This window comes from Bacillus sp. 2175, from assembly GCF_057812155.1.
Window position 1 is genome coordinate 5,207,582 of the sequence record NZ_CM173819.1, and the last position, 23,154, is coordinate 5,230,735.

General features: G+C 35.5%; 17 protein-coding genes and 2 pseudogenes. 4 read left to right on the forward strand and 15 right to left on the reverse strand.

Going from position 1 to position 23,154, the window contains the following annotated elements; all coding sequences use genetic code 11:
* The first annotated feature begins 105 nt into the window (after window positions 1–105).
* On the forward strand, window positions 106–3,222 hold the full coding sequence (locus tag ACXKY9_RS27135; protein WP_001033505.1) for an efflux RND transporter permease subunit: 3,117 nt from the start codon (window positions 106–108) through the stop codon (window positions 3,220–3,222).
* A gap of 27 nt (window positions 3,223–3,249) precedes the next feature.
* Here the strand turns inward: ACXKY9_RS27135 and msrB are convergent, their stop codons facing one another.
* The 6 genes from msrB to lytS form a co-directional block, all read right to left on the reverse strand.
* Entirely contained in the window at window positions 3,250–4,215 is a 966-nt protein-coding gene (gene msrB, locus ACXKY9_RS27140; protein ID WP_000290157.1) for a peptide-methionine (R)-S-oxide reductase MsrB, read from the reverse strand.
* Window positions 4,216–4,306: 91 nt separating this feature from the next.
* Window positions 4,307–5,350 carry an AI-2E family transporter gene (locus ACXKY9_RS27145; RefSeq protein ID WP_001166008.1) on the reverse strand — a complete coding sequence of 348 codons (1,044 nt, stop codon included), beginning with the start codon at window positions 5,348–5,350 and terminating at the stop codon, window positions 4,307–4,309.
* A 323-nt stretch (window positions 5,351–5,673) separates the two neighbouring features.
* Window positions 5,674–6,366 (reverse strand): antiholin-like protein LrgB, encoded by a 693-nt coding sequence (lrgB, locus tag ACXKY9_RS27150; protein WP_000168868.1) that lies wholly within the window; start codon window positions 6,364–6,366, stop codon window positions 5,674–5,676.
* 35 nt (window positions 6,367–6,401) lie between these two features.
* Window positions 6,402–6,833: an antiholin-like murein hydrolase modulator LrgA gene (gene lrgA / locus ACXKY9_RS27155; protein WP_000104901.1), complete on the reverse strand. Its 432-nt coding sequence runs from the start codon at window positions 6,831–6,833 to the stop codon at window positions 6,402–6,404.
* A gap of 132 nt (window positions 6,834–6,965) precedes the next feature.
* The gene (locus ACXKY9_RS27160) at window positions 6,966–7,706 is read right to left on the reverse strand and encodes a LytR/AlgR family response regulator transcription factor (protein WP_000921841.1); all 741 of its coding nucleotides are present in this window, start codon (window positions 7,704–7,706) and stop codon (window positions 6,966–6,968) included.
* A complete protein-coding gene (gene lytS / locus ACXKY9_RS27165; RefSeq protein WP_000933590.1) occupies window positions 7,684–9,453 on the reverse strand; it encodes a two-component system sensor histidine kinase LytS in 1,770 nt (589 codons plus the stop codon). The genes ACXKY9_RS27160 and lytS overlap by 23 nt, the downstream gene beginning before the upstream one ends.
* A gap of 324 nt (window positions 9,454–9,777) precedes the next feature.
* On the opposite strand from lytS, the gene ACXKY9_RS27170 reads away from it, so the two are divergent.
* On the forward strand, window positions 9,778–11,076 hold the full coding sequence (locus tag ACXKY9_RS27170) for an MFS transporter (RefSeq protein WP_001103413.1): 1,299 nt from the start codon (window positions 9,778–9,780) through the stop codon (window positions 11,074–11,076).
* Window positions 11,077–11,128: 52 nt separating this feature from the next.
* On the opposite strand, the gene ACXKY9_RS27175 is transcribed toward ACXKY9_RS27170, so the two are convergent.
* Both ACXKY9_RS27175 and ACXKY9_RS27180 read right to left on the reverse strand, forming a co-directional pair.
* Complete coding sequence (locus ACXKY9_RS27175) at window positions 11,129–12,697, reverse strand: BCCT family transporter (protein ID WP_001242443.1); 1,569 nt, start codon at window positions 12,695–12,697, stop codon at window positions 11,129–11,131.
* A 360-nt stretch (window positions 12,698–13,057) separates the two neighbouring features.
* On the reverse strand, window positions 13,058–14,128 hold the full coding sequence (locus ACXKY9_RS27180) for a nitric oxide synthase oxygenase (protein ID WP_000047618.1): 1,071 nt from the start codon (window positions 14,126–14,128) through the stop codon (window positions 13,058–13,060).
* A 217-nt stretch (window positions 14,129–14,345) separates the two neighbouring features.
* Here ACXKY9_RS27180 and sodA point away from each other — a divergent pair, with 217 nt between their 5' ends.
* The gene (gene sodA / locus ACXKY9_RS27185; protein ID WP_000094035.1) at window positions 14,346–14,972 is read left to right on the forward strand and encodes a superoxide dismutase [Mn]; all 627 of its coding nucleotides are present in this window, start codon (window positions 14,346–14,348) and stop codon (window positions 14,970–14,972) included.
* An 88-nt stretch (window positions 14,973–15,060) separates the two neighbouring features.
* Here sodA and ACXKY9_RS27190 read toward each other — a convergent pair whose 3' ends face one another.
* From ACXKY9_RS27190 to trhA, 4 genes are all read right to left on the reverse strand, one after another.
* Complete coding sequence (locus ACXKY9_RS27190) at window positions 15,061–15,942, reverse strand: NAD-dependent epimerase/dehydratase family protein (protein WP_015382520.1); 882 nt, start codon at window positions 15,940–15,942, stop codon at window positions 15,061–15,063.
* 105 nt (window positions 15,943–16,047) lie between these two features.
* The gene (locus ACXKY9_RS27195; protein ID WP_000542569.1) at window positions 16,048–16,638 is read right to left on the reverse strand and encodes an AmiS/UreI family transporter; all 591 of its coding nucleotides are present in this window, start codon (window positions 16,636–16,638) and stop codon (window positions 16,048–16,050) included.
* A gap of 458 nt (window positions 16,639–17,096) precedes the next feature.
* A complete protein-coding gene (gene galE, locus ACXKY9_RS27200; protein ID WP_000996548.1) occupies window positions 17,097–18,113 on the reverse strand; it encodes a UDP-glucose 4-epimerase GalE in 1,017 nt (338 codons plus the stop codon).
* A gap of 184 nt (window positions 18,114–18,297) precedes the next feature.
* Window positions 18,298–18,945 carry a PAQR family membrane homeostasis protein TrhA gene (trhA, locus tag ACXKY9_RS27205; RefSeq protein WP_001099730.1) on the reverse strand — a complete coding sequence of 216 codons (648 nt, stop codon included), beginning with the start codon at window positions 18,943–18,945 and terminating at the stop codon, window positions 18,298–18,300.
* A gap of 164 nt (window positions 18,946–19,109) precedes the next feature.
* On the opposite strand from trhA, the gene ACXKY9_RS27210 reads away from it, so the two are divergent.
* Window positions 19,110–19,670 (forward strand): DUF1836 domain-containing protein, encoded by a 561-nt coding sequence (locus tag ACXKY9_RS27210; RefSeq protein WP_000427884.1) that lies wholly within the window; start codon window positions 19,110–19,112, stop codon window positions 19,668–19,670.
* Between the two features lie 40 nt (window positions 19,671–19,710).
* Here the strand turns inward: ACXKY9_RS27210 and ACXKY9_RS27215 are convergent.
* The 3 genes and pseudogenes from ACXKY9_RS27215 to ltrA all read right to left on the reverse strand — a co-directional run.
* Window positions 19,711–20,853, reverse strand: a pseudogene (locus tag ACXKY9_RS27215) (DEAD/DEAH box helicase); the annotation flags it as partial.
* Window positions 20,854–20,979: 126 nt separating this feature from the next.
* Window positions 20,980–21,372, reverse strand: a pseudogene (locus tag ACXKY9_RS27220) (IS4 family transposase); the annotation flags it as partial.
* A 143-nt stretch (window positions 21,373–21,515) separates the two neighbouring features.
* Entirely contained in the window at window positions 21,516–22,823 is a 1,308-nt protein-coding gene (gene ltrA, locus ACXKY9_RS27225) for a group II intron reverse transcriptase/maturase (protein ID WP_000169371.1), read from the reverse strand.
* Window positions 22,824–23,154 lie beyond the last annotated feature (331 nt).

Sequence of the window (23,154 nt, forward strand, 5' to 3'; positions counted from 1 at the left end):
TAAATGTATTATACCATCTCTTTTTATTGACGTTTGACCGAACGGTCAGTTATATTATGTATTAGACTGACCAGTTGGTCAATATAATAAAAAGGGAGCGCAAACATGAACAAAATCATCAATTTCTCGTTAAAAAATAAGTTCGCAGTTTGGCTACTAACCATTATTGTTACTATTGCGGGGATCTACTCTGGACTCAATATGAAGCTGGAAACAATCCCTGATATTACAACACCGATTGTGACAGTAACTACGGTCTATCCTGGTGCTACACCAGAAGAAGTAGCTGATAAAGTTTCAAAGCCGATGGAAGAACAACTACAAAATTTAAGCGGTGTTAACGTTGTGAGCTCATCATCTTTTCAAAACGCATCTTCTATTCGAGTAGAATACGATTTTGATAAAAATATGGAAAAAGCAGAAACAGAAATTAAAGAAGCTCTTACGAATGTGAAGCTCCCAGATGGTGTTAAAGACCCTAAAGTTTCACGAGTAAACTTCAATGCTTTTCCTGTTATTTCGTTAAGCGTAGCAAGCAAGAATGAATCTTTAGCTACCTTAACTGAAAATGTAGAAAAGAATGTTGTACCAGGATTAAAAGGACTTGATGGTGTTGCATCTGTCCAAATTGCTGGCCAACAAGTAGATGAAGTACAGCTTGTCTTCAAGAAAGATAAAATGAAAGAACTAGGACTAAGTGAAGATACTGTAAAAAATGTGATTAAGGGATCGGATGTATCTTTACCACTTGGCTTATATACATTTAAAGACACGGAAAAATCAGTTGTTGTAGATGGCAATATTACAACGATTAAAGCATTAAAAGAACTTAAAATCCCAGCTATACCTTCCTCACCTAACGGTCAAGGTAGTCAAAATGCCGGCGCTGGTGCACAAACGCCGCAAATGAATCCAGCTGCTATGAACGGGATTCCAACAGTTACATTAGAAGAAATTGCTGACATTAAAGAAGTTGGGAAAGCAGAATCCATTTCTCGAACAAATGGAAAAGAAGCAATTGGAATTCAAATTGTGAAGGCCTCTGATGCAAATACAGTTGATGTTGTAAATGCAGTAAAAGATAAAGTAAAAGATCTTGAGAAAAAATATAAAGATTTAGAGATTATTTCAACATTCGACCAAGGTGCACCTATTGAAAAATCAGTTGAAACAATGCTAAGCAAAGCAATTTTCGGTGCTATCTTTGCGATCGTTATTATTATGCTGTTCCTGCGAAATATTCGAACAACGTTAATCTCTGTCGTTTCAATACCACTTTCTTTATTAATTGCTGTTTTAGTCATAAAGCAAATGGATATTACACTTAACATTATGACACTTGGAGCAATGACCGTTGCTATAGGCCGCGTTGTCGATGACTCAATTGTTGTTATTGAAAATATTTACCGACGTATGTCGTTATCAGAAGAGAAATTGCGCGGAAAAGATTTAATTCGTGAAGCTACGAAAGAAATGTTTATCCCAATTATGTCTTCTACCATCGTAACAATTGCTGTATTTTTACCACTTGGACTAGTAAAAGGTATGATTGGTGAAATGTTCTTACCATTCGCCTTAACTATCGTCTTCGCTTTATTAGCATCATTACTAGTAGCTGTTACAATCGTACCGATGCTAGCTCACTCTTTATTTAAGAAAGAGAGTATGAGGGAAAAAGAAGTACATCATGAAGAAAAACCAAGTAAATTAGCAAATGGGTATAAACGCATACTTGCATGGGCTTTAAATCACAAAATTATTACATCAAGTATCGCTGTCCTTCTATTGGTTGGTAGTCTTGCACTTGTACCAGTTATCGGTGTAAGTTTCTTACCTTCTGAAGAAGAAAAAATGATTATTGCAACATATAATCCTGAACCAGGTCAAACGTTAGAAGACGTTGAAAAAATTGCAACAAAAGCTGAGAAGCACTTCCAAGATAATAAAAACGTCAAAACAATTCAGTTCTCATTAGGTGGAGAGAATCCAATGAGTCCTGGTCAATCAAACCAAGCAATGTTCTTCGTGCAATATGATAACGACACGAAAAACTTTGAAAAAGAGAAAGAACAAGTCGTTAAAGATTTACAGAAGATGTCTGGCAAAGGCGAATGGAAAAACCAAGACTTCGGAGCAAGTGGCGGTAGTAACGAAATTAAACTATACGTTTACGGAGATAGCTCAGAAGACATTAAGCCTGTCGTAAAAGATATTCAAAATATCATGAAGAAAAATAAAGACTTAAAAGATATAGATTCTAGTATTGCAAAAACATATGCAGAGTACACTTTAGTCGCAGATCAAGAAAAGCTGAGTAAAATGGGCTTAACGGCTGCTCAAATTGGAATGGGACTTTCTAATCAACATGATCGCCCTGTTCTGACAACAATTAAAAAAGACGGTAAAGATATCAATGTATATGTAGAAGCTGAAAAACAAAATTATGAAACAATCGATGACTTAACAAATCGCAAAATTACAACACCACTTGGTAATGAAGTAGCTGTGAAAGATGTTATGACTGTAAAAGAAGGTGAAACATCGAATACAGTAACACACCGAGATGGACGTGTTTATGCAGAGGTTAGTGCCAAATTAACATCTGATGACGTTTCAAAAGCATCTGCTGCAGTACAAAAAGAAGTAGATAAAATGGATCTTCCTTCTGGTGTAGATGTTTCTATGGGCGGTGTTACTAAAGATATTCAAGAATCATTTAAGCAACTTGGCCTAGCGATGTTAGCTGCGATTGCCATTGTATACTTCGTTCTTGTCGTTACATTTGGTGGTGCCCTTGCACCATTCGCAATTTTATTCTCGCTACCATTTACAATTATTGGGGCTCTTGTTGCCTTATTAATCTCTGGTGAAACATTAAGTGTATCTGCAATGATTGGTGCGCTTATGTTAATCGGTATCGTTGTAACAAACGCAATCGTGCTTATCGACCGCGTTATTCATAAAGAAAATGAAGGACTATCAACACGTGAAGCTTTATTAGAAGCTGGTGCAACACGCCTTCGTCCAATTTTAATGACTGCAATTGCAACAATCGGTGCTCTTATCCCGCTTGCATTAGGATTTGAAGGTAGTGGCTTAATTTCTAAAGGGCTTGGTGTAACGGTAATTGGTGGATTAACAAGTTCAACGTTATTAACACTTCTTATTGTTCCAATCGTTTATGAAATATTAAGCAAATTTAAAAAGAAAAAAACAAAATAATAAAAAATAACCTCGCTAACTGCGAGGTTATTTTTTATTTCCAAACAAGATTAGGAAATCGCCATAGCCTTCTTTCTCTAATTCCTCTTTTGGAATAAATCGAAGAGCTGCGGAATTAATACAGTAACGAAGGCCATTTGGTCCTGGACCGTCTGGAAATACGTGCCCAAGATGTGAGTCTCCTTCTTTACTCCTCACTTCTGTACGTGTCATATTATGACTCACATCCATCTTTTCTTTCACACTTGCTGACATAACTGGTTTTGTAAAACTAGGCCATCCACATCCACTATCAAATTTGTCTAGAGAAGTAAATAGCGGCTCACCTGAAACGATGTCTACATAAAGACCTTCCTCTTTATGGTTCCAATACTCATTTCGAAATGGTGGTTCTGTACCATTTTCCTGCGTTACATAAAACTGCATCTCATTGAGTTTTTCTTTTAAATGAGCAGTATCCTTTGGCCAATGTTGCTTAATAAAAGCATCTCGTCCTGAGCCTTTACGATATAACTCATAGCGGAATGTGTTTTTCTTATGATATCCTTGGTGATATTCTTCAGCTGGATAAAATGTAGCTGCTGGTAGTATTTTTGTCGCAATTGGTTTTGAAAAGCGTCCACTCTGCTCAAGCCCTTCTTTTGAGGCCTCAGCTTTTTTATGTTGTTCTTCATTATGATAAAAAATCACCGTTTCATAAGACTGCCCGCGGTCGTGGAATTGCCCCCCAATATCGGTCGGATCAATTTGTCTCCAATATATATTTAATAACTCCTCATACGGCATTTTATTTGCATCAAATGTAATTTGTACTGCCTCATAATGTCCCGTCGTTTCAGAACATACTTCTTTATACGTTGGATTCTCTTTATGACCACCTGTATAGCCAGAAACAACCTTTATAATCCCTTCCATCTCTTCAAATGGCGAAACCATACACCAGAAGCACCCTCCAGCAAATGTAGCCAATTCTACCTTTTCATTTACAGCCATTACTTCACCCCTATTCTATATTCTCCTTACAGTATGGCATAAGAAACATAATGTTATAAAAGAAAAAGCATCGAACATCGATGCTTTTTCTCTACTTCACTTTATTTTTTCCAACATCCTTCTCCATTTCATCACTTGTCACGTCTAAAACATCTAGTAAGAAAATGAAGATTGGAATACCGATAATCAGTCCCCATACACCTAAGAAGTGCTCTGAGAAAATTAATACCATAAAAGTATAGAAAATCGGTAAATTTGTTTTTTGCGACATAAACTTCGGATTTAATACGTAACTTTCAAGCGCATGAATCACTGTTACGATAATCAAAATATAAACAACGTACATAATACCGCCAATATTATAAGCAATCATACAAAGTGGGAATAAAGAAATGATAACCCCGGCTACTGGAATTAATCCAAGCAAGAAAATCATTAATGCTAAACCTAATAATTGCGGAAATCCTAATATCCATAATGCGATAACTGAAAGAACACAGTTAACAACAGCAATTAAAAATTGCGCTTCGATTACCTTTCCAAATGAACGTGCAAATTTCTTTCCGAAGTACTCAATTTCAGTATAGAAAATTGCAAGCCTGCTTTCTTTAAACTTTGCAGTAAAACCGACAATACGAGATTTTTCTAATAAGAAAAACAAACTCAAAATTAAAGAAAGTAAAACTTGAAGGCCAAATTTACCAACATTCGTAATTGATTTATACAAAATGTCTACGCCTTGTCCTACATATTTAGAAAGCTCCATATGATTGACAGCATTAACTGCATACTTAATTAGTTCACTATCTGGTGGGTTTCTTAAAAATACATTGAATTGGTAAATCAATTGTGAAATTTGTATCGTTAATACTGGTAAATATTTAAATAGCGTAATGGCAATTCCACCAATTAACATTACATATAGAAACGCTATAATAATTTTTCGATTAATAGGCATGAAATGATCTAATTTGCGGGAAATAAACTTTTGGAATCGATCCATTAAATACGTGAGAATAAACGTAATTAATATTAAATTCAACATACTTTGCAGCCCGTATAACACGAGAGCAAGTATTACTAATACGAGTAACCTCTGGAATCCTTTACTTTGAAACAGGTTTTTTATTTGCATAATCGACGAATACTCTCTCCTGTCCTATAAACTAAAACGTTAATAAGTAGATTTCTCTCTTTTTTCTACTTTTAATTATTATTCATATTAAGATTTTTATAAACTCATTATATGCCTACCTTAACAGGTATATAGTAGCTTACTTCTTATTTTACAATACAATGACCTAATTCAAAACGTATTCTACATAGTATTAATGAAGATTTAAGGAAACTTACATTTTTTTAAATAGGTCTTACCACTACTGTAACATAAAAAGCAAGCTATCAGTAGAAATCTGTCCTACAAATAGCTTGCTTTTCTTATTTTTTAAGTAAGTTTTACTATCCAATGAATGGTATGAACATTGGGATGACAACTACTGTTACAACTCCAACTACCGTTACAGCAATACTTGCCATCGCTGCCTCTACCTCACCCATTTCAATTCCTACCGCAACTCCTAATGCATGACCCGCTGTTCCAAGTGCTAAACCTTTTGCAATCGGATGTTTCACTCTAAATGTTTTTAAGAATAATGCTCCTAATGCGTATACGATAACTGCGTTGAAAATAACTGCAAACGATGTAATTGCTGGAATACCACCAATACTTTCTGAAATTGGTAACGCAATTGCTGTTGTTGCTGCTTGTGGTAGCATTGAATTCATTACTGCTGTATCTAAACCGATTGCTTTTGCAACAATGAACACGACAATTACTGAGCAAATAGATCCAACCACGATAGCTGATAAAATTTGCCACCAATATTTTTTCAACTTATCAACTTGTTTATAGAGTGGGATAGCAAATGCAATTGTTGCTGGCTCTAAGAAGAAACTAATCATTTTTCCGCCAGTATTATATTCTTCAAAAGTAAAGTTACCTACCTTTAGAAAGACAATCCCTAATACCATCGCTACGAATAATGGTGTAAATAGGAAGAACCCTTTTGAATGCTTGAATAATAATGTTCCGATTCCGTATGCGATTAATGAAACGACGATTCCGAAATATGGAGTCATTGTGCTTGCCATGTTCATTACCTCCTAACAATATATAAATGCAATGGTTACGCAACCTTTCCGTGCTTGCGTCCTTTATTTACTACTTTCAATTCTTTTGTATCTTCTGTTTCTTTTTCATCTTTTCCTAAAATAAATTGTGCAAATAACCCTGTTACAGCAAGTAAAATAACTGTTGCTACAACAATTACAGTTAAAATTTGTACAAAGTATTGCCCCATTACACCAAGAGAATTAATAACTGAAATACCTGATGGGACGAATAAGAATCCAATAATACCTGTTAAAGCTGTTCCGAGTGATTCAACTTGCTCCAATTTAATAACTTTTAAACATAATAGACTAAATAAAATAACTAACCCGATTACCGATGAAGGCATTGGAATTGGTAAATGTGTTGCAATAATATTAGAAATTAACATAATAGCTGAGAATATGAATGCTTGTGATAAGAAACTATATACTTTTTTCGTACTCATTTTGGCCACCTCTTTCGATTTGGTACCTTTATTGTATAGGATACAAACGTATAAGTAAGCGTTTACATAACAGAACGTCAAATATACAGAATCAGTTACAAATATAAAAGGATGAAATACAAAAGCTGCTTCTTAAATACGAAGCAGCTTCTTGAGTTCTTTTGCATATGTACGGCTAACAGGTACTTTCGATCCTTCTTTCATGATTAAATTATAAGTAGAATTAAACCATGGCTGAATTTCAGTAATATGATTAATATTCGCAATAAAGCTACGGTGTACGCGCATGAAGCTTGCTTGTGGTAACTTCTTCTCTAAAATTACAAGTGTATCATGTGTTACATACGTTTCCCTCGTTGTTTTTACTGTTACTTTCCCATCTACAAGCCCTACATATATAATATCTTCAATATTCACAAGTACGATTGATTCTTCAATTGGTAATGCTAATTTATGCATCTCTGCTGTTACATCTGTCCCCTTTATTTCGTGCTTCGTTTCTATTTGCGCTTGTTTTTGTTTTTTATACTTCTTTAATGTCTGCACAATACGCTCTTCATCAAATGGTTTTAAAATGTAGTCTAACGCATCTACTTCAAATGCTTGCAGCGCATATTGATCATAGGCAGTAGCAAATACAATTGCAGGTGGATTTTTCATCTTCTTTAATATATTCGCGATTTCAAATCCGTTATCATCGGATAATTGAATATCTAAAAACACAATATCTGGTCTACTTTGCATTAGTTCTTCTAATGCGTCTTCCACACAATCAGCCTCACCAATTATCTCAACTTCTTTCGTTCTCTCTAATAAATACTTTAGTTCATCACGTGCTAACATTTCATCGTCAACTACTAATACTTTTAACACCCGGCTCTTCCTCCCCTACTTTTTTTGGAATAATAAAGGTAATCTCCGTCCCTTTATTTAATTCACTTTCAATATGAAGCATCGTTTCTTTCCCAAATAACCCAATAAGACGTTCATTAATATTATATAAAGCTGTTCCAGTCCCTTTCTTTGACGAAACTACCATCTTTCCTAATTGTTCTAAACGTTCTTCCTCAATTCCCTGTCCATTATCTTTTACTTCAAAGTGAACCATACCCTCTTTTTCAAAAACATGCACTTCCACTTCGCATACTGGTTGCTTCTTCGGAAAAGCATGTCGCAATGCATTTTCAACCAATAGTTGAAGAACAAATGGTGGTACTAAAGTTGTCTTTAGCTCATCTTCAATATACATCTTTACCTCATACTTATTTGGGAACCTTGCTTGTTCTAGTGATAAGTATGCCTGTACATGGTTTAATTCTTGTTCTAGTGGAATCAATAACTGACGTGCCCCTTGCAAATTACAACGGAAATATACGCTAAGCTGTAATAATAACTTCCTTGCTTTTTCTACATCTGTTCGGCATAGAGCTGATACTGTATTAATCGCATTAAATAAAAAGTGTGGGTTAATTTGCGCTTGTAATGCTTTTATCTCCGCATCTTGAAGTAATTTACTTTGCAACTCAGCTTCTCCTAACTCTAACTGCGTGGAGAATATTTTTGCTAACCCTTCTGCTAATTCCTCTTCCACACGACTTAACTGGTTAGGATTTTTGAAATAGAGTTTTAATGTCCCTATCGTATTTCCATGCGAAGTTAGTGGAATTACAATCGCCGCTTGCAAAGGGCAGCCTTCATGTTGACAATTAATAACCTCACGTGATTTCGCTTTCATTATTTTCCCTGTGTTTAACACTTCTTTCGACAAACCGGTTATTAAACTATGTGAAGGAATATGGTGATCTGATGCTAATCCAACATGAGCTAATATTTTCTCTGTATCTGTTAAGGATACCGCATCTGTTCCTGTAAAACGGTGAATAATTTGTGCCACATGCTTACATGATTCTTCTGTTAAGCCTTGGCGGAAATACGGTAACGTTTTATCTGCAATACGTAATACTTTATGGGTCTGAAGTGCCTTTGCATTCTCCTCCTGACGCAAAATAGCTTGTATCATAGAAAGTAAAATAAAACTTCCAAAACTATTTACAAGAATCATTGGTATCGCTATTGTTTTCACAACGCTAATTCCATCCTCTATAATTAATAAAATCATTAGCATTTCTAAAGATACGATAAAAACACTTAAAACTGCTGAAAACTTAGGAGTAATTGTACGATTATATTTTTTGAAAATATATCCAATATAACCAGTTATAATCCCAGCTAAAATAGAAGAGATTGCGCAGCTTAGCGCTGTCGTACCACCAAGCATATAACGATGAATACCAGCAATAAATCCTACTCCAACCCCTACGATAGGGCCACCAAGTAAGCCGCTAATACCGACACCCATAATACGCGTATTCGCAATTGTACTTGACGAAGAAACACCTTGTAACCAGTTTTCATTCATAATCGTATTTCCTGCTATTTCAATCCCAGTGTAATTGCTTACAATTGTAAATACCGAAAAAATACAAATAAGCTTCAGCTTATCTACATAGCCATCCTGTTTATGAAGGAGGCGTCTGAAAGTTTTAATATGAGAGAGTAAAAATCCTAAAATAACTATAAGTCCGACTCGTTCGATCATCATGAGTACTAAATTTAGCATCTTTGATTCATTCCTTTTTATTTAGTTAGTTTTATTATGGGAAAATAATGAAGTCGGCGTCAAGAAGAACGAAATGTTTTTTGAAATATTTTACACATAATAACTTCCTCTTTATTTGACAATACAATAGAAGAGTGCTAAAAATAAAGTAATATAATACAGTCCTTTAACCCAACCCCGTGAGGTTGAGAAGGAAGTCGGAATACAATATACGTATGTTCTTTTTTGGGGATACGTATGCTTTTTTGGCCTTCTCATCATATCAGGTGAGAAGGCCTTTTGTTATTCTTCCATAGCGACTGTAGAAAATAAGGAGGAGTAATAATGAACGTCACTACTGATGTACAACAAACAACAGAGGAGACAAAAGCGAAAAGATATAAAACATTATTTGGTTCTGCGCTAGGATATGCAGCAGAAGGTTTAGATATGTTGCTATTATCTTTCGTACTTGTCTATATTTTAAAAGAGTTTCACTTAAGTCCTGTTGAAGGTGGAAACTTAACTTTAGCTACCACAATAGGAATGTTAATTGGTTCTTATTTATTTGGATTTATTGCTGATTTATTTGGCCGTATTCGTACAATGGCCTTCACAATCTTACTGTTTTCACTAGCAACCGCACTCATTTATTTCGCAACAGACTACTGGCAATTATTAATTCTGCGCTTTTTAGTTGGAATGGGAGTTGGTGGTGAATTCGGAATCGGAATGGCCATCGTAACAGAAACCTGGTCTAAAGAAATGCGCGCTAAAGCGACATCTGTTGTTGCACTTGGATGGCAATTTGGTGTACTGATTGCTTCACTCCTTCCAGCATTTATTGTCCCACACTTTGGATGGAGAGCCGTTTTCTTATTTGGATTAATTCCAGCTTTACTAGCTGTCTATGTCCGTAAAAGTTTAAGTGAACCGAAAATATGGGAGCAAAAACAACGCTACAAAAAGGAACTGTTGCAAAAAGAAGCTACAGGTAAATTAACAACTACTGAAGCAGAACAACTAAAACATATAAAAAAATTCCCACTTCGAAAGTTATTTGCCAATAAAAAAGTAACAATTACAACAATTGGTCTTATTATTATGTCGTTTATCCAAAACTTCGGATATTACGGAATCTTCACATGGATGCCCACTATTTTAGCAAATAAATATAACTATACATTAGCAAAAGCAAGTGGCTGGATGTTCATTTCTACCATCGGTATGCTAATTGGAATTGCAATCTTTGGTATTCTAGCTGATAAAATTGGTCGCCGTAAAACTTTTGCAATCTATTATATTGGCGGTACAGCATACTGTCTCATTTACTTCTTCTTATTCACAGATTCAACATTATTATTATGGGGAAGTGCATTGCTTGGATTCTTTGCAAATGGAATGATGGGAGGATTTGGAGCAATTTTAGCTGAAAACTATCCTGCTGAAGCTCGCTCTACCGCTGAAAACTTTATTTTCGGTACAGGACGTGGGTTAGCTGGATTTGGGCCTGTTATTATTGGCTTACTCGCTACAGGTGGCAACCTACTTGGAGCATTGTCCTTGATTTTTATCATCTACCCAATCGGGTTAATTACAATGCTACTATGTGTACCAGAAACAAAGGGAAAAGTATTAGATTAAACGTAAAAGAGGAAGCATCTTATTTAAGATGCTTCCTCTTTTACGTTTTTATTTATTTTGATTTACTAGCCTTCTGAAATAAGAATGCAGTTTTATCTTCTTCTTTTACAATACCTTGTTTTAATGCTAATTCTCCCGCAACTTTAGGCGCTAACCATAGCATTGGGAATAACAAAATTGATACCGGAACTGCCGTCACCACGATAAACGATTGTAGCGCATTAATACTTCCTTCACCCATATATAAAAGAATTGCTGCAACTGCGCCCATAATAAGCGACCAAAAAATTCGCAAACTAATTCTAGGATCTCCGTCTCCAGTCACTGCCATTGAAATGGAATACGCCATTGAATCCCCTGTTGTCACTACAAATAAAATTGTTAATAAAAGAAATGCTGGTCCAATAATATTAGAAAGTGGCAATTGTCCTGTAATTGCAATCATAGCTGCCGGCATACCAGATTCACTTAATGCGTCCGAGATAGACCCAGGATTCATCAACTCATAAAACACGCCTGATCCACCTAATATAGTAAACCAAAACGTTGTAATAATAGGTGCGATAATTCCAATTGCAACGATGATTTCTCGAATCGTTCTCCCTCTTGAAATTCGACTCACTAAAATTGCCATCATTGGTCCGTATCCAATAAACCATCCCCAGAAAAAGATTGTCCAAGATCCTAACCAACTTGTATCACCACGGTATGTGCTCATCGGTATAAACTCATTTACATAAAATCCAAACGAAGAAACAAACGAATCAATAATAAATCCACCTGGCCCAAATAGTAATATGAATGCCATTAATACAATTGCCAATCTAACATTTAAATTACTTATAATTTGAATCCCTTTATCAATACCTGTTACTGCCGATATGGTAGACACGGCCACCACACAAACAATAATTGCTAATTGAGTAGTAAACACATTAGAAATTCCAAATAATTCTTGTAATCCATAACTTGCTTGTAAACCTAAAAATCCAATTGGGCCAATTGTACCTGCAGCTACTGCAATAATTGCAGCTGCATCAATTATCGTTCCAAGCAGGCTCTTTCTTAATTTTTCCCCAAAAATAGGATATAAAAGCGTTCGAGGTTTTAGCGGCATATCTTTATGATAATGTCCATACATCATAACTACCGCACTAATTGTACCTAAAATCGTCCATGCTAAAAATCCCCAATGCATATAACTTTGTGCTAAAGCAGGCATAACTGCTTCTTTCGTTCCAGCAGATATACCATCATGTATTGGTGGCACCGTCATCAAATGATACATTGGCTCTGCTGCTGCCCAAAAAACGCCACCTCCGGCAAGTAATGTAGACATAATAATAGCAAGCCATTTTGCCGTACTAATCTCAGGTTTTTCTAATCCTCCAAGCTTAACTCTCCCATATTTGGAGAACGCCATACACATCGCAACAATAAATGTACCTAATAATAAAACTTGCCAGAAGGCACCGAAATATTTAATTGAAAAAGCGAAACTTTTATTAATCGCACTCTCTACATAATCCTTGTTCAAAAAAACTGCAATTACAAATAATAAAAGTGAACCACCACTAATAATAAATACAGGCCAATCAGTTTTTCGACTCTTCATCCTCATTTACACTTCCTCCTTCCTCAGCAATCTAAAAAAACAACTTTATTATGTTTTATTGTTTAAAACCAAAACACAATAATTATATATGCATAACATTTTATCGACTTCCCACATACTTATGTTGTCCCTAAAAATATGCCAAATCCCTTATTAAAAAGAAAGAATCTCTTCCTCTTACATAAAAAAGCAAAACAAAAGACCTTATATTTCTATAAGGTCTTCGAAACAGAAATTTGATTATAACATAAGGAACTCCTTGGTTCAAAAAGCCTCTTCCAAAAATAACCGAGAGTAAAGGCTTCCATTTGCTACATAACAGTAATTAAAAAAATTATATTTCACAGAAAAAAACTACACTAAATATCATTTATGAAAGAAATTTGGCTTCAAAATTTCATTCGGATACGGTTTATGATAAATGTGGGTGGTAGCTGGAGATAATGGTGGAATAAGCCATACCCAATTACCTGTTACAACACGACCACAAGCAGCTTCTTGCTTCTCAAATTGCTGAAATTGTTGTGCAGCAGTATGGTGATCAACAATACTAACTCCTTGTTTTTTAAAGGAGTGTAGTACGGCAATATTCAACTCAATTAGCGCCTTATCTTTCCATAAGGTACCGTTTCTCGATGTATCTAAATCCATCATCTCCGCAACAGCCGGAAGTAAATTATAACGATCATGATCTGCTAAGTTGCGCGCCCCAATTTCTGTTCCCATATACCATCCATTGAACGGAGCGGCTGTATAAGAAATACCGCCAATTTCTAAACGCATATCTGAAATCATTGGAACACCATACCATTTTACTCCAAGTGATGAAATAGGGTATTCTGGGTGTTCAATTGGCACTTCTTTTACTTCTTCTCTCGGAATTTCTTTATATATAGGCGCTTTTCCATCTATAGAAAACACAAGTGGCAATACATCGTAATTCGTACCCTCTCCTTGCCAACCAAGCTCCTGACAAAAGTCCGTAAATGTAGCGGAATGAGAATCACCAATCACTCCCGTTTCTGTTTTATATCCTGCATATCGAATCAATTGGTGATTATAAATTCTTATATTATTTTCTTCACCTTGATATTGCTTAAAAATCGTAATGGTTGGTTTAACTTTTCCGTCGTTCGTTGCATATTTAATATGATGAATTAATGCATTATATACACCCTCTTCATCATTTACTTCGCGCGCATCTAATATGTGCATCTTACTCCAAAATAGTCTTCCAATACATCTATTACTGTTACGCCATGCCATTCGTGAACCATGAACAAGTTCTTCAAATGTATGCTCATATGTCCCTGTCTTCTCTATCTCAATTTGAATTTCTTTTATACGTTCTGCTATCAATTGTTCTTTATGAAGCTCCTTATAACAAATCGTAATAAAATTACTTGCTTCCTCTATTAATTGTTTCGTTTTACTCATAAACAATCTCCTTCTATTTCAACAAAACCCTGCTACTTTACAGTATAAGCAAAAAGGATAGGAGTCACAAATGAAAGTGAGAGTGTTACTTTTATTGTAATATTTTTCAGAAAATTAATGGAATTACTATTGACTTATATGGAAAATGGGTGTATTTTTGACTCAGGTAAAGTATTTTTACCTAGACCAACTTTTTAAGTCGAAAGGAGGGAATGTTATGTCTTCATTTCAATTGCCAAAGCTTTCATATGACTATGATGAACTAGAGCCACATATTGATAGCAATACACTTGCCATTCATCATGGAAAGCACCATGCGACATACGTAAACAATTTAAATGCTACTTTAGAAAATTATACTGAATTACATAATAAATCTTTAGAAGAATTGCTATGTAATTTAGATGCTTTACCGAAGGAAATTGTTACAGCTGTACGAAATAACGGCGGTGGTCACTATTGTCATAGTCTTTTTTGGGAAGTGATGAGCCCACGAGGTGGCGGTGAGCCTAATGGAGACGTTGCAAAAGTAATTGATTATTATTTCAATACCTTTGACAACTTAAAAGATCAACTTTCCAAAGCAGCTATTAGTCGTTTTGGAAGTGGCTATGGATGGCTTGTTCTTGACGGTGAGGAACTCTCTGTTATGAGTACACCAAATCAAGATACGCCTTTGCAAGAAGGGAAAATCCCCTTACTCGTAATTGATGTATGGGAACATGCTTATTATTTAAAGTATCAAAATAGGCGCCCAGAGTTTGTTACCAACTGGTGGCATACAGTAAACTGGGACCAAGTAAACGAGAAGTATTTACAAGCAATTCAATCACAAAAACATTAGTCGTACGTATAAGGTAAATTTGGTAATGTAAAATCAGTATTGTCGAAATCCTCCAGAATCCCCCGGATTGCCACCGGGGGATTTATGATTACTTCATTGTATTTATATAATGTTTTAAAATATTTTTTATTTCTAGTTTCAGCTCTCGGAACAAAAATCCGAATTCACGAGCCTTTCCATTATGTAACGTACAGTTAGTTACCTCATTATAAGGAGCTATATTTCCCCCAGCTTTCTGAATGAGTGCTTTTATTCCTGTCTTCTCTTCTATGAAATGAATAATTTCTTCCATAGAAACTGCTCCGTTACTACAGGCGTTAATTGGTCCTCTCACATTTGCCATTCCGCACCAAGCTAGAAACTCTCCTGCCTCTTTTTCATGTATAAATGACAAAGTTCCATCTACATGATCCACAACGATAGGTTTTTGGTTCACAATACATTCAACGTAAAATTGTAACCTTTTCGTATAATCATTTTCTCCAATAACAACTGGAAAACGCACTGCAACGACTGGGAATGTTGCATGTTGAAATACAACGGCTTCAGCTAATCTCTTTCCTTCACCATAATTGAAGTCATTCCTATCTCCATACGCGATTGCATACTCGTACGGATTAAAGTCTTCTTCTGATAAGCTTAGGGCAGGTTCATAGACGGCCATTGAAGATGTCATAACATATTTCTTCGTTTTCCCTCGTAACACTTCACATATTACCTTCGCTGCATTCGAGCTATAGCATAAATTATCGTATACAATATCATAACTTTTATCTCCTAGACGCTCTGCTAGTTGTTTTTCATCTTCCCTATCTACAATAAGTCTTTTTACTCTACTGCCAAAAGAATCTTCCGTAATTCCTCTCGTCGCAATCGTTACATCGTGCCCCTCTTGCAAAAGTGCTTCTACTAAATGTTTACCAAAAAATCTTGTTCCCCCTAGCACCAATACTTTTTTCAACTTCATCATCCCCACTTTAGCAAATTGTAAAATACTACCTCTCTATTATAAGTGCTAACATATAAAAAGCATGGAATTCGTTTAACGATTCCATGCCTTTATACAGATAATATATTAACGTACTCGATATTTATAAATACAATAACAGAAGTATAAAATAGAAATTACAGATACATAAACCCATAATTCATATACGAATCCCTCTCCCCACACTCCCATAAAATAAAAGAGTGAAGGTAAAGTCAATGTTACCCATGATTGTACGAAGGCAATCCTTCCAAGATATTGATTAATGTTCTTCTTTTGTGTATTTAATACAAAGAATAAATACCAAAGTAATGCCCACATAAACCACGTTAACGCATTAACAACATCATGGAATTGAACAAATGAAACAACCATATAGAATAAGGCTATAATTGCTACCCAAATACAAAACCATCCTAGACCACTACTATCCATTCCTTTTATAAAAGTAACACCTACATATAAATAAGTTAATCCAAATAAGAAAGTAGCCGCATATGAATACACTGTCCAATTGCTTTGGTCAGAAATCATAATCAAATAAAACGGAATAATAATTTGTAGTGCACCCACAAATAAATTAAAAACACCCGCACTTTTCATCTCTGCTTTCCCTAATATAACAAGACTATTTAAAAATAAAGCTGCCCCTGAAAGTAATAATCCTACATAACCCATATATATTCGTGTGAAAATCTTTACCTTTCACACTTTTAACCTCCCCACACTATAAAATGATACTTATATTATTTTTCTTCCCATTTAAAACTACATACATAATTTTTCACCTAAATAAGTCAGACCTCCTACCTCAAAAAAGGAGTGAACTTAAAACGCTTTCAATAATAAATACTCCTATCAAAACATGAACTAGGATTCCTTGATTATAAACGGACTCTAGCAATGATACAAGTGTTGGAATACATTTCAATAATACGCTTTCAATTCCCATAAAAAATTAATAAAATAATACATTACTCTATCTCATTCTACTACCTTCTAGCATAAGATATTGTAAAATCATATCATTTAAAACAGCGAACGTTCTTTTCTAGGTTCGCTAATAAACTTAGTAGAAAATGAATATAAAAAATGACCTCTTGCTTTTATGCAAAGGTCATTTTTTATATTCATCATTAAACTTCTAAATAGCCATTTTTATTATTTGATTGCCATTTCCAAGAGTCAGCACACATTTCTTCTAATCCGCGTGTTGCCTCCCAGCCTAATTCACGCTTTGCTTTCGATGCATCAGCAAAACATACTGCCACATCACCTGGGCGACGCTCTGTAATTTTATAAGGAACTTTCTTGCCCGAAACTTTTTCAAACGCTTCAACCATCTCTAGTACACTATAGCCCATGCCTGTGCCCAGGTTATAAGCATCTACTCCTGTTGTACTCAGTACTTTCTCAAGCGCCTTTACATGACCATTTGCTAAGTCCACAACATGGATGTAATCACGGACTCCTGTTCCATCTTTCGTTGGATAGTCATTTCCGAATACGCTTAATTCTTTTAACTTACCTACCGCTACTTGCGTTACATATGGCATTAAGTTATTTGGGATTCCATTTGGATCTTCTCCGATACGCCCACTTTCGTGTGCACCAAATGGATTGAAATAGCGAAGTAATGCGATACTCCATTCTGCATCTGCAAATGCTACATCACGCATAATTTGCTCAATCATTAATTTCGTTTGACCATATGGATTTGTTGCACTTAATGGAAACTCCTCCGTAATCGGTGACGTTTCCGGGATACCATATACAGTTGCAGATGAACTAAAGATTATCTTCTTTACATTATGTTTCTGCATTACTTCACATAGCACTAACGTGCTTGTAATGTTGTTATGATAATATGTTAATGGAATCGCTACTGACTCCCCTACAGCTTTAAATCCTGCAAAGTGAATAACTGCTTCAATTGAATTTTCTTCAAAAATTGCGTCAAGCGCTTCGCGATTTAAAACATCTTCTTTATAAAACTTAAATTGTTTTCCTGTTATTTCTTTTACTCGATTTATAGATTCTACCGAGCTATTCGAAAGATTATCCACTACTATAACTTCGTAACCGCTATTTAGTAATTCTACACATGTATGACTACCAATATATCCTGCTCCACCTGTTACAAGTATTGCCATAATTATAGTCCTCCATATTTCATTCATTATAAACTTCTCAAAGTATATCACATATTTCTTATCCTATGTTTAACATGCGAACACAGAAACTTACATTTTATCCCATAATAATTTTATAACATATACGATTCTAATCAGGTAATAAAAAAATGCCACATAATAAAAATTATGTGACGTTTTTTTATTAAATTACGTAACAATATACACTTAGAAAATGCGCAAGACTACCTAATAATACAAAAACATGAAAAATTTCATGATGCCCCATATATTTAAACTCTAACCATTTTGGCTTTGTTCCATAAATAAATCCACCAATTGTATAAAAAATGCCCCCAAGTACTAAGAAAATAATGCCTCCTGTACTTAAATTCTCAGCTAACGGTGCAAAGAATAAAACAATTAACCAACCCATCGTAATATAAATTGCTGTCGATAACCACCTTGGACAACTAAACCAAAACATCTTAAATACAATGCCACAAATCGCAGTTGCATAGACTAAACAAAATAATAGCAAACCACTTGCTGAATTTAATGTAATTAAGCAAAAGGGTGCATATGTACCTGCAATTAATATAAAAATCATAGAATGATCTAGCTTCCTAAAGAAGTATATAACACGTTCATTTGCCACAACACTATGATATACAGCTGACGCCGTATAAAGGACCATCATTCCAATACCAAACAAAATAACAGCTGTAATTGCAGCAAATGATGGCATCTTGATAGAAACTTTCACAAGCATAGCTAATAACGCAATAAATGATAATATCGCTCCACCTAAGTGAGTAAATGCATTAACTGGTTCCCTTACATAAGTATTCATAATAACACCCCTCATATAATTACATGTAGTTTTGATAACTACATGTAATTATATACACATTTCTTTTTAAGGTCAACATTTACAATTCATTTGTTTCGTAATACCATATTTAAAGATATATTAAACATTAAGTTCCACTAAGTTATAAAAGTGAGGGATTCTACGTGGAAAATATAAATGAATTACTTAAGACATTACATTTAGAAAAAAACATTAAACTTGAGGATATTCCAAATGTTGACTTATATGTAGACCAAGTTGTCCAACTATTTGAGAATACTTATGCAGATACAACGAGAACTGATGATGAAAAAGTATTAACAAAAACGATGATTAATAATTACGCAAAAGGGAAACTATTCATCCCTATCAAAAATAAAAAGTATTCAAAAGAGCATATGATTTTAATTAGCCTAATTTATCAATTAAAGGGAGCTCTCTCCATTAACGACATAAAAAGTTCATTAGAAACTATAAATGACTCCTTATTAAATGATGATTCATTCGAATTAAATACGTTATACAAAAATTATCTTGCTCTTACTGAAAGCAATGTCGAAAGCTTTAAACAAGACGTAAATAACCGTGTTACAGAAGTAAATGAGATTTCTTCCTTAGAAGATACAAAGCTAGAAAAATTTCTACTACTAACATCCTTCGTGACTATGAGTAATATGTATAGACGTTTAGCGGAGCAACTAGTGGATGATTTAAAAGAATCATAAATAAAAAACTATCCACCTATTAAAGTGGATAGTTTTTTATTTACTTAATTGCTTCATGAACTTTTAGTTGTTTCCCTTTAATCGTTGTAGTCTTCATGACTTTCAAGATAAGTGGTCCTTTTCCATTTAATATTTCAACGTAAGAAACATTATCTTGTATCGTAATAATACCTATATCTTCTGCTGTAACACCTTTAATTTTAGCAATTGTACCGACGAAATCTACCGCCCTAATTTTCTTTTTCTTCCCGCCATTAAAGTACAGCTTCATAATGCCTTTGTTGATATCTGCATTTTTATCTTTCTTTATAATTGGTTTAGCATGTATCTTTTCTTCAAATGCAGCTTTCTCTTTCATAACTTCTTCTTTTGAAGGTCCAATTGCCTTTGGAATTTCAAATCCAATATACTCCTCAATCTCTTCTAAAAATCTATTTTCATATGGTGTTATAAATGTAATAGCTTTTCCACTATTTCCAGCTCGTCCCGTTCTTCCAGTACGATGTACATAGCTTTCTTTTTCAAGTGGAATATCATAATTAATAACATGTGTAATATTATCAATATCAATTCCTCTCGCAGCTACATCTGTGGCTACTAAATAACGGAATTTTCCTTTTCTAAAATCATCCATGACTTCAAAACGATCTTCTTGTACCATACCACCATGTATTTTATCACAAGGATAGTTAGCTCGTTTTAATTGTCTATATACATGATCTACATTTTCTTGTGTACGACAGAAAATAATACAGCTATCAGGATTCTCAATCGTTGTTACATCTTTAAGTAGTGAAAGCTTCTCGTCTTCTATCACCTCAAAAAGAGTATGTTCAATTTTATCCGTCGTAATCCCAGCTGCTTTAATTTCAATATGAATTGGTGAATTCATATATGTACGAGACAATTTCTCAACATCTTCTGGAAGTGTTGCTGAAAATAACATCGTCATTCTTTTTGTAGGTAATTCATCAATAATTGCCTCTACTTGATCGATAAAGCCCATATTTAGCATCTCATCTGCTTCATCAATAACTAAATACTTCAAACACTCTAAAGAAAGGGTACCCTTCTCAATATGATCCAACACACGACCAGGAGTACCAACTACAATATGTGTCTTTTGCTTTAATTCTAATTTTTGACGTGCAAATGGAGATTTCCCATAAACTGCCGCAGCCTCATGCCCATCAACTTAAGGATAGAAACTCTACGGTTTTCCATTAATTGAAATGAACAAACTTTTAAACAGTATAATCCTCTTAAAAATGAGCATACGAAATAAACCCTAACGGGTTTCATTTTTTTCTTATGCAGCTTTCTTTTGTTTTCTCAATCCATTATACTCATAGACAACACCCATAATATCAAAGATAGTTTTCTTCTCATATCGATGGGATTTCCGGCCATTTTTCTTTAGTAGGGTAAACAGGCGGATTAAAACCTTTGTTATTATACGGGTGTTTCTCTGTATCGCTTGATATAACAGGGATAGATGATCTTGAATCATCCCAATTGCTTTATATTCGCTTAGTTCTCTTTTGTGCTTTTGCAACAGAAGTTGGCGCATCTTAAACATCGTGGAAGAACATATAAAAATGGCAATGAGTTTTCCATACACATGGCATTCTAATCGCTCTTGTTTGATAGTTTGCCAATGATGAATTTGAAATAGAGATTTCCACGTTTTAAATATGATTTGTCGGGTAAAAGACTGGCGCGGTATCAGTTGTGATCCGTTTCCAGCCTCTCCCCATAAGAACTGCTCGTGAGGTTTTCCCTCAAGCAGCTCACCCCATAAACTTCATCAAAAGGGTTATGAGACCTATCAAATGGCAGACACTTTCATCGGAAACTCTCTGCACTTTTCAGGGGAAGGACTTTCCAGTCCCAGTAAAGCCCCAGTACACCATAGAGATATTCGTTACTCCATCTCTGCCATCCGATGCTACGCTTTCGTCGTCGTTTCCTTCTCGTTAACAGTGTGCGAATTTTCATCTCCGTATAATCACGTACTTCACTGAAAGCTTGACTAGAGTTCCCAACCCGGAAGTAGTTCACCCATCCAGTCAGTACGGCATTGATTTGTTTTATTAAGTCTTGTGCTGGCTTCGCTCCTGCGTTTTGAATGAGTTCGCGAATTTTTGCTTTCACTGTCGTGCGAGCTTTCTTCTTCGGGATCATGAAAACGAAGAATCCATTCTTATTTCGGTTCGGTATTCGTCTCAGGTCAAATCCTAAAAATCCGAAGGATTCTCCTTTTAGGACATTGACCATCTGAGTCTTCTCCAGATTCAGTTCAACTCCCAAAGGCTTTAACTGTTCCCACAGTCGTCGTAATGCCAGTTCAGCCCATCCACTTTTACTGGAGTGTCCGCTTACAGCGATAACTATATCGTCGGCAAAACGGTGATAGTTTACAGCTTCGTAATTGCCATCAGCTGTTTTACGTCGAATGGTATCAAATGTCCAATCCACTTCATTGAGGTAAATGTTCGCGGCTAGTGGAGAAAATGGTCCCCCTTGCGGGACACCGATCTTTCCTGTTGCCTTAATTACCTGTTTTACAAGATGCATAACCTGTGGGTCTTGGACACGTTTCGCGATTTTCTCCAATAATATGTTGTGTCGGATTGTATCAAAGTAGCGTGACAAATCAACATCAATTATTATGGTCATACGGCGCAATATACTGCGTCGTACTTCTGCCAATGCCTGATGTGGAGAGCGTTTCGGCCGAAACCCATACGAGTTTGGACAGAAATCAGCTTCAAAAATTGCTTCTAATATGAGTTTTAGCGCTCCTTGTACTACACGATCTCGTATACACGGAATTTGCAGAGTTCGCATTTTGCCGTTTGTCTTTGGGATTTCTACTTTTCGATTGGCTTGTGGTTGGTATATTCCAGCTTGTAATTCTTCTTGAATACCCGTTAAGAATGGGATAACTCCTTCTAGTTCTATATCAGCAAAACTTTTTCCATCAATGCCTGGGGCACCATTGTTTTTCCTCGCCTGTTGATATGCTTCGTGAAGGGTTGTAATTTTGGTAATGTGGGTAAATATCCCCCAAAACCGGTGCGTAGGTTCAGACTTCGCCTTTCGATAGATTCGTTGCCTTAGTTCCTGCAAAGTGATGGGTGTTTTTGTCATAGCACCCTTGCCTCCTTTAGTCATACGAAATGTTTACAGGTTCGGATCCTTTCCTCCCCGCGTGTTTTGCTGCACGCAGATCTCTGGTACTACGATCCGTTCCGCCACCCTGACACCTACCGTTCTCACTTCCCGATCGCGGTTATAGAGACGGTCTCCTCGATGAGATTTCTTCATCGGGTGTCGAGGGCTTCTCCAGTTTCCACATTATCTTTCTCTCCATGTCGCCGCTGATACCCCGCCGGTGAGAACTGCCGTTCCAGACTCGTTTCGGTCAGTTCTTGTTGCTTTCGCACGTTATCGACCGTCTCAGCCACCGGAATTGCGTGTA

Coding starts and splice junctions, on each gene's coding strand:
- lrgA (WP_000104901.1), bottom strand. CDS start 6,833: ATGAGTACGAAAAAAGTATATAGTTTCTTATCACAAGCATTCATATTC.
- ACXKY9_RS27170 (WP_001103413.1), top strand. CDS start 9,778: ATGAACGTCACTACTGATGTACAACAAACAACAGAGGAGACAAAAGCG.
- ACXKY9_RS27175 (WP_001242443.1), bottom strand. CDS start 12,697: ATGAGGATGAAGAGTCGAAAAACTGATTGGCCTGTATTTATTATTAGT.
- ltrA (WP_000169371.1), bottom strand. CDS start 22,823: ATGACAAAAACACCCATCACTTTGCAGGAACTAAGGCAACGAATCTAT.
- ACXKY9_RS27135 (WP_001033505.1), top strand. CDS start 106: ATGAACAAAATCATCAATTTCTCGTTAAAAAATAAGTTCGCAGTTTGG.
- msrB (WP_000290157.1), bottom strand. CDS start 4,215: ATGGCTGTAAATGAAAAGGTAGAATTGGCTACATTTGCTGGAGGGTGC.
- ACXKY9_RS27190 (WP_015382520.1), bottom strand. CDS start 15,942: ATGATGAAGTTGAAAAAAGTATTGGTGCTAGGGGGAACAAGATTTTTT.
- lytS (WP_000933590.1), bottom strand. CDS start 9,453: ATGCTAAATTTAGTACTCATGATGATCGAACGAGTCGGACTTATAGTT.
- lrgB (WP_000168868.1), bottom strand. CDS start 6,366: ATGGCAAGCACAATGACTCCATATTTCGGAATCGTCGTTTCATTAATC.
- sodA (WP_000094035.1), top strand. CDS start 14,346: ATGTCTTCATTTCAATTGCCAAAGCTTTCATATGACTATGATGAACTA.
- ACXKY9_RS27195 (WP_000542569.1), bottom strand. CDS start 16,638: ATGGGTTATGTAGGATTATTACTTTCAGGGGCAGCTTTATTTTTAAAT.
- trhA (WP_001099730.1), bottom strand. CDS start 18,945: ATGAATACTTATGTAAGGGAACCAGTTAATGCATTTACTCACTTAGGT.
- galE (WP_000996548.1), bottom strand. CDS start 18,113: ATGGCAATACTTGTAACAGGTGGAGCAGGATATATTGGTAGTCATACA.
- ACXKY9_RS27180 (WP_000047618.1), bottom strand. CDS start 14,128: ATGAGTAAAACGAAACAATTAATAGAGGAAGCAAGTAATTTTATTACG.
- ACXKY9_RS27145 (WP_001166008.1), bottom strand. CDS start 5,350: ATGCAAATAAAAAACCTGTTTCAAAGTAAAGGATTCCAGAGGTTACTC.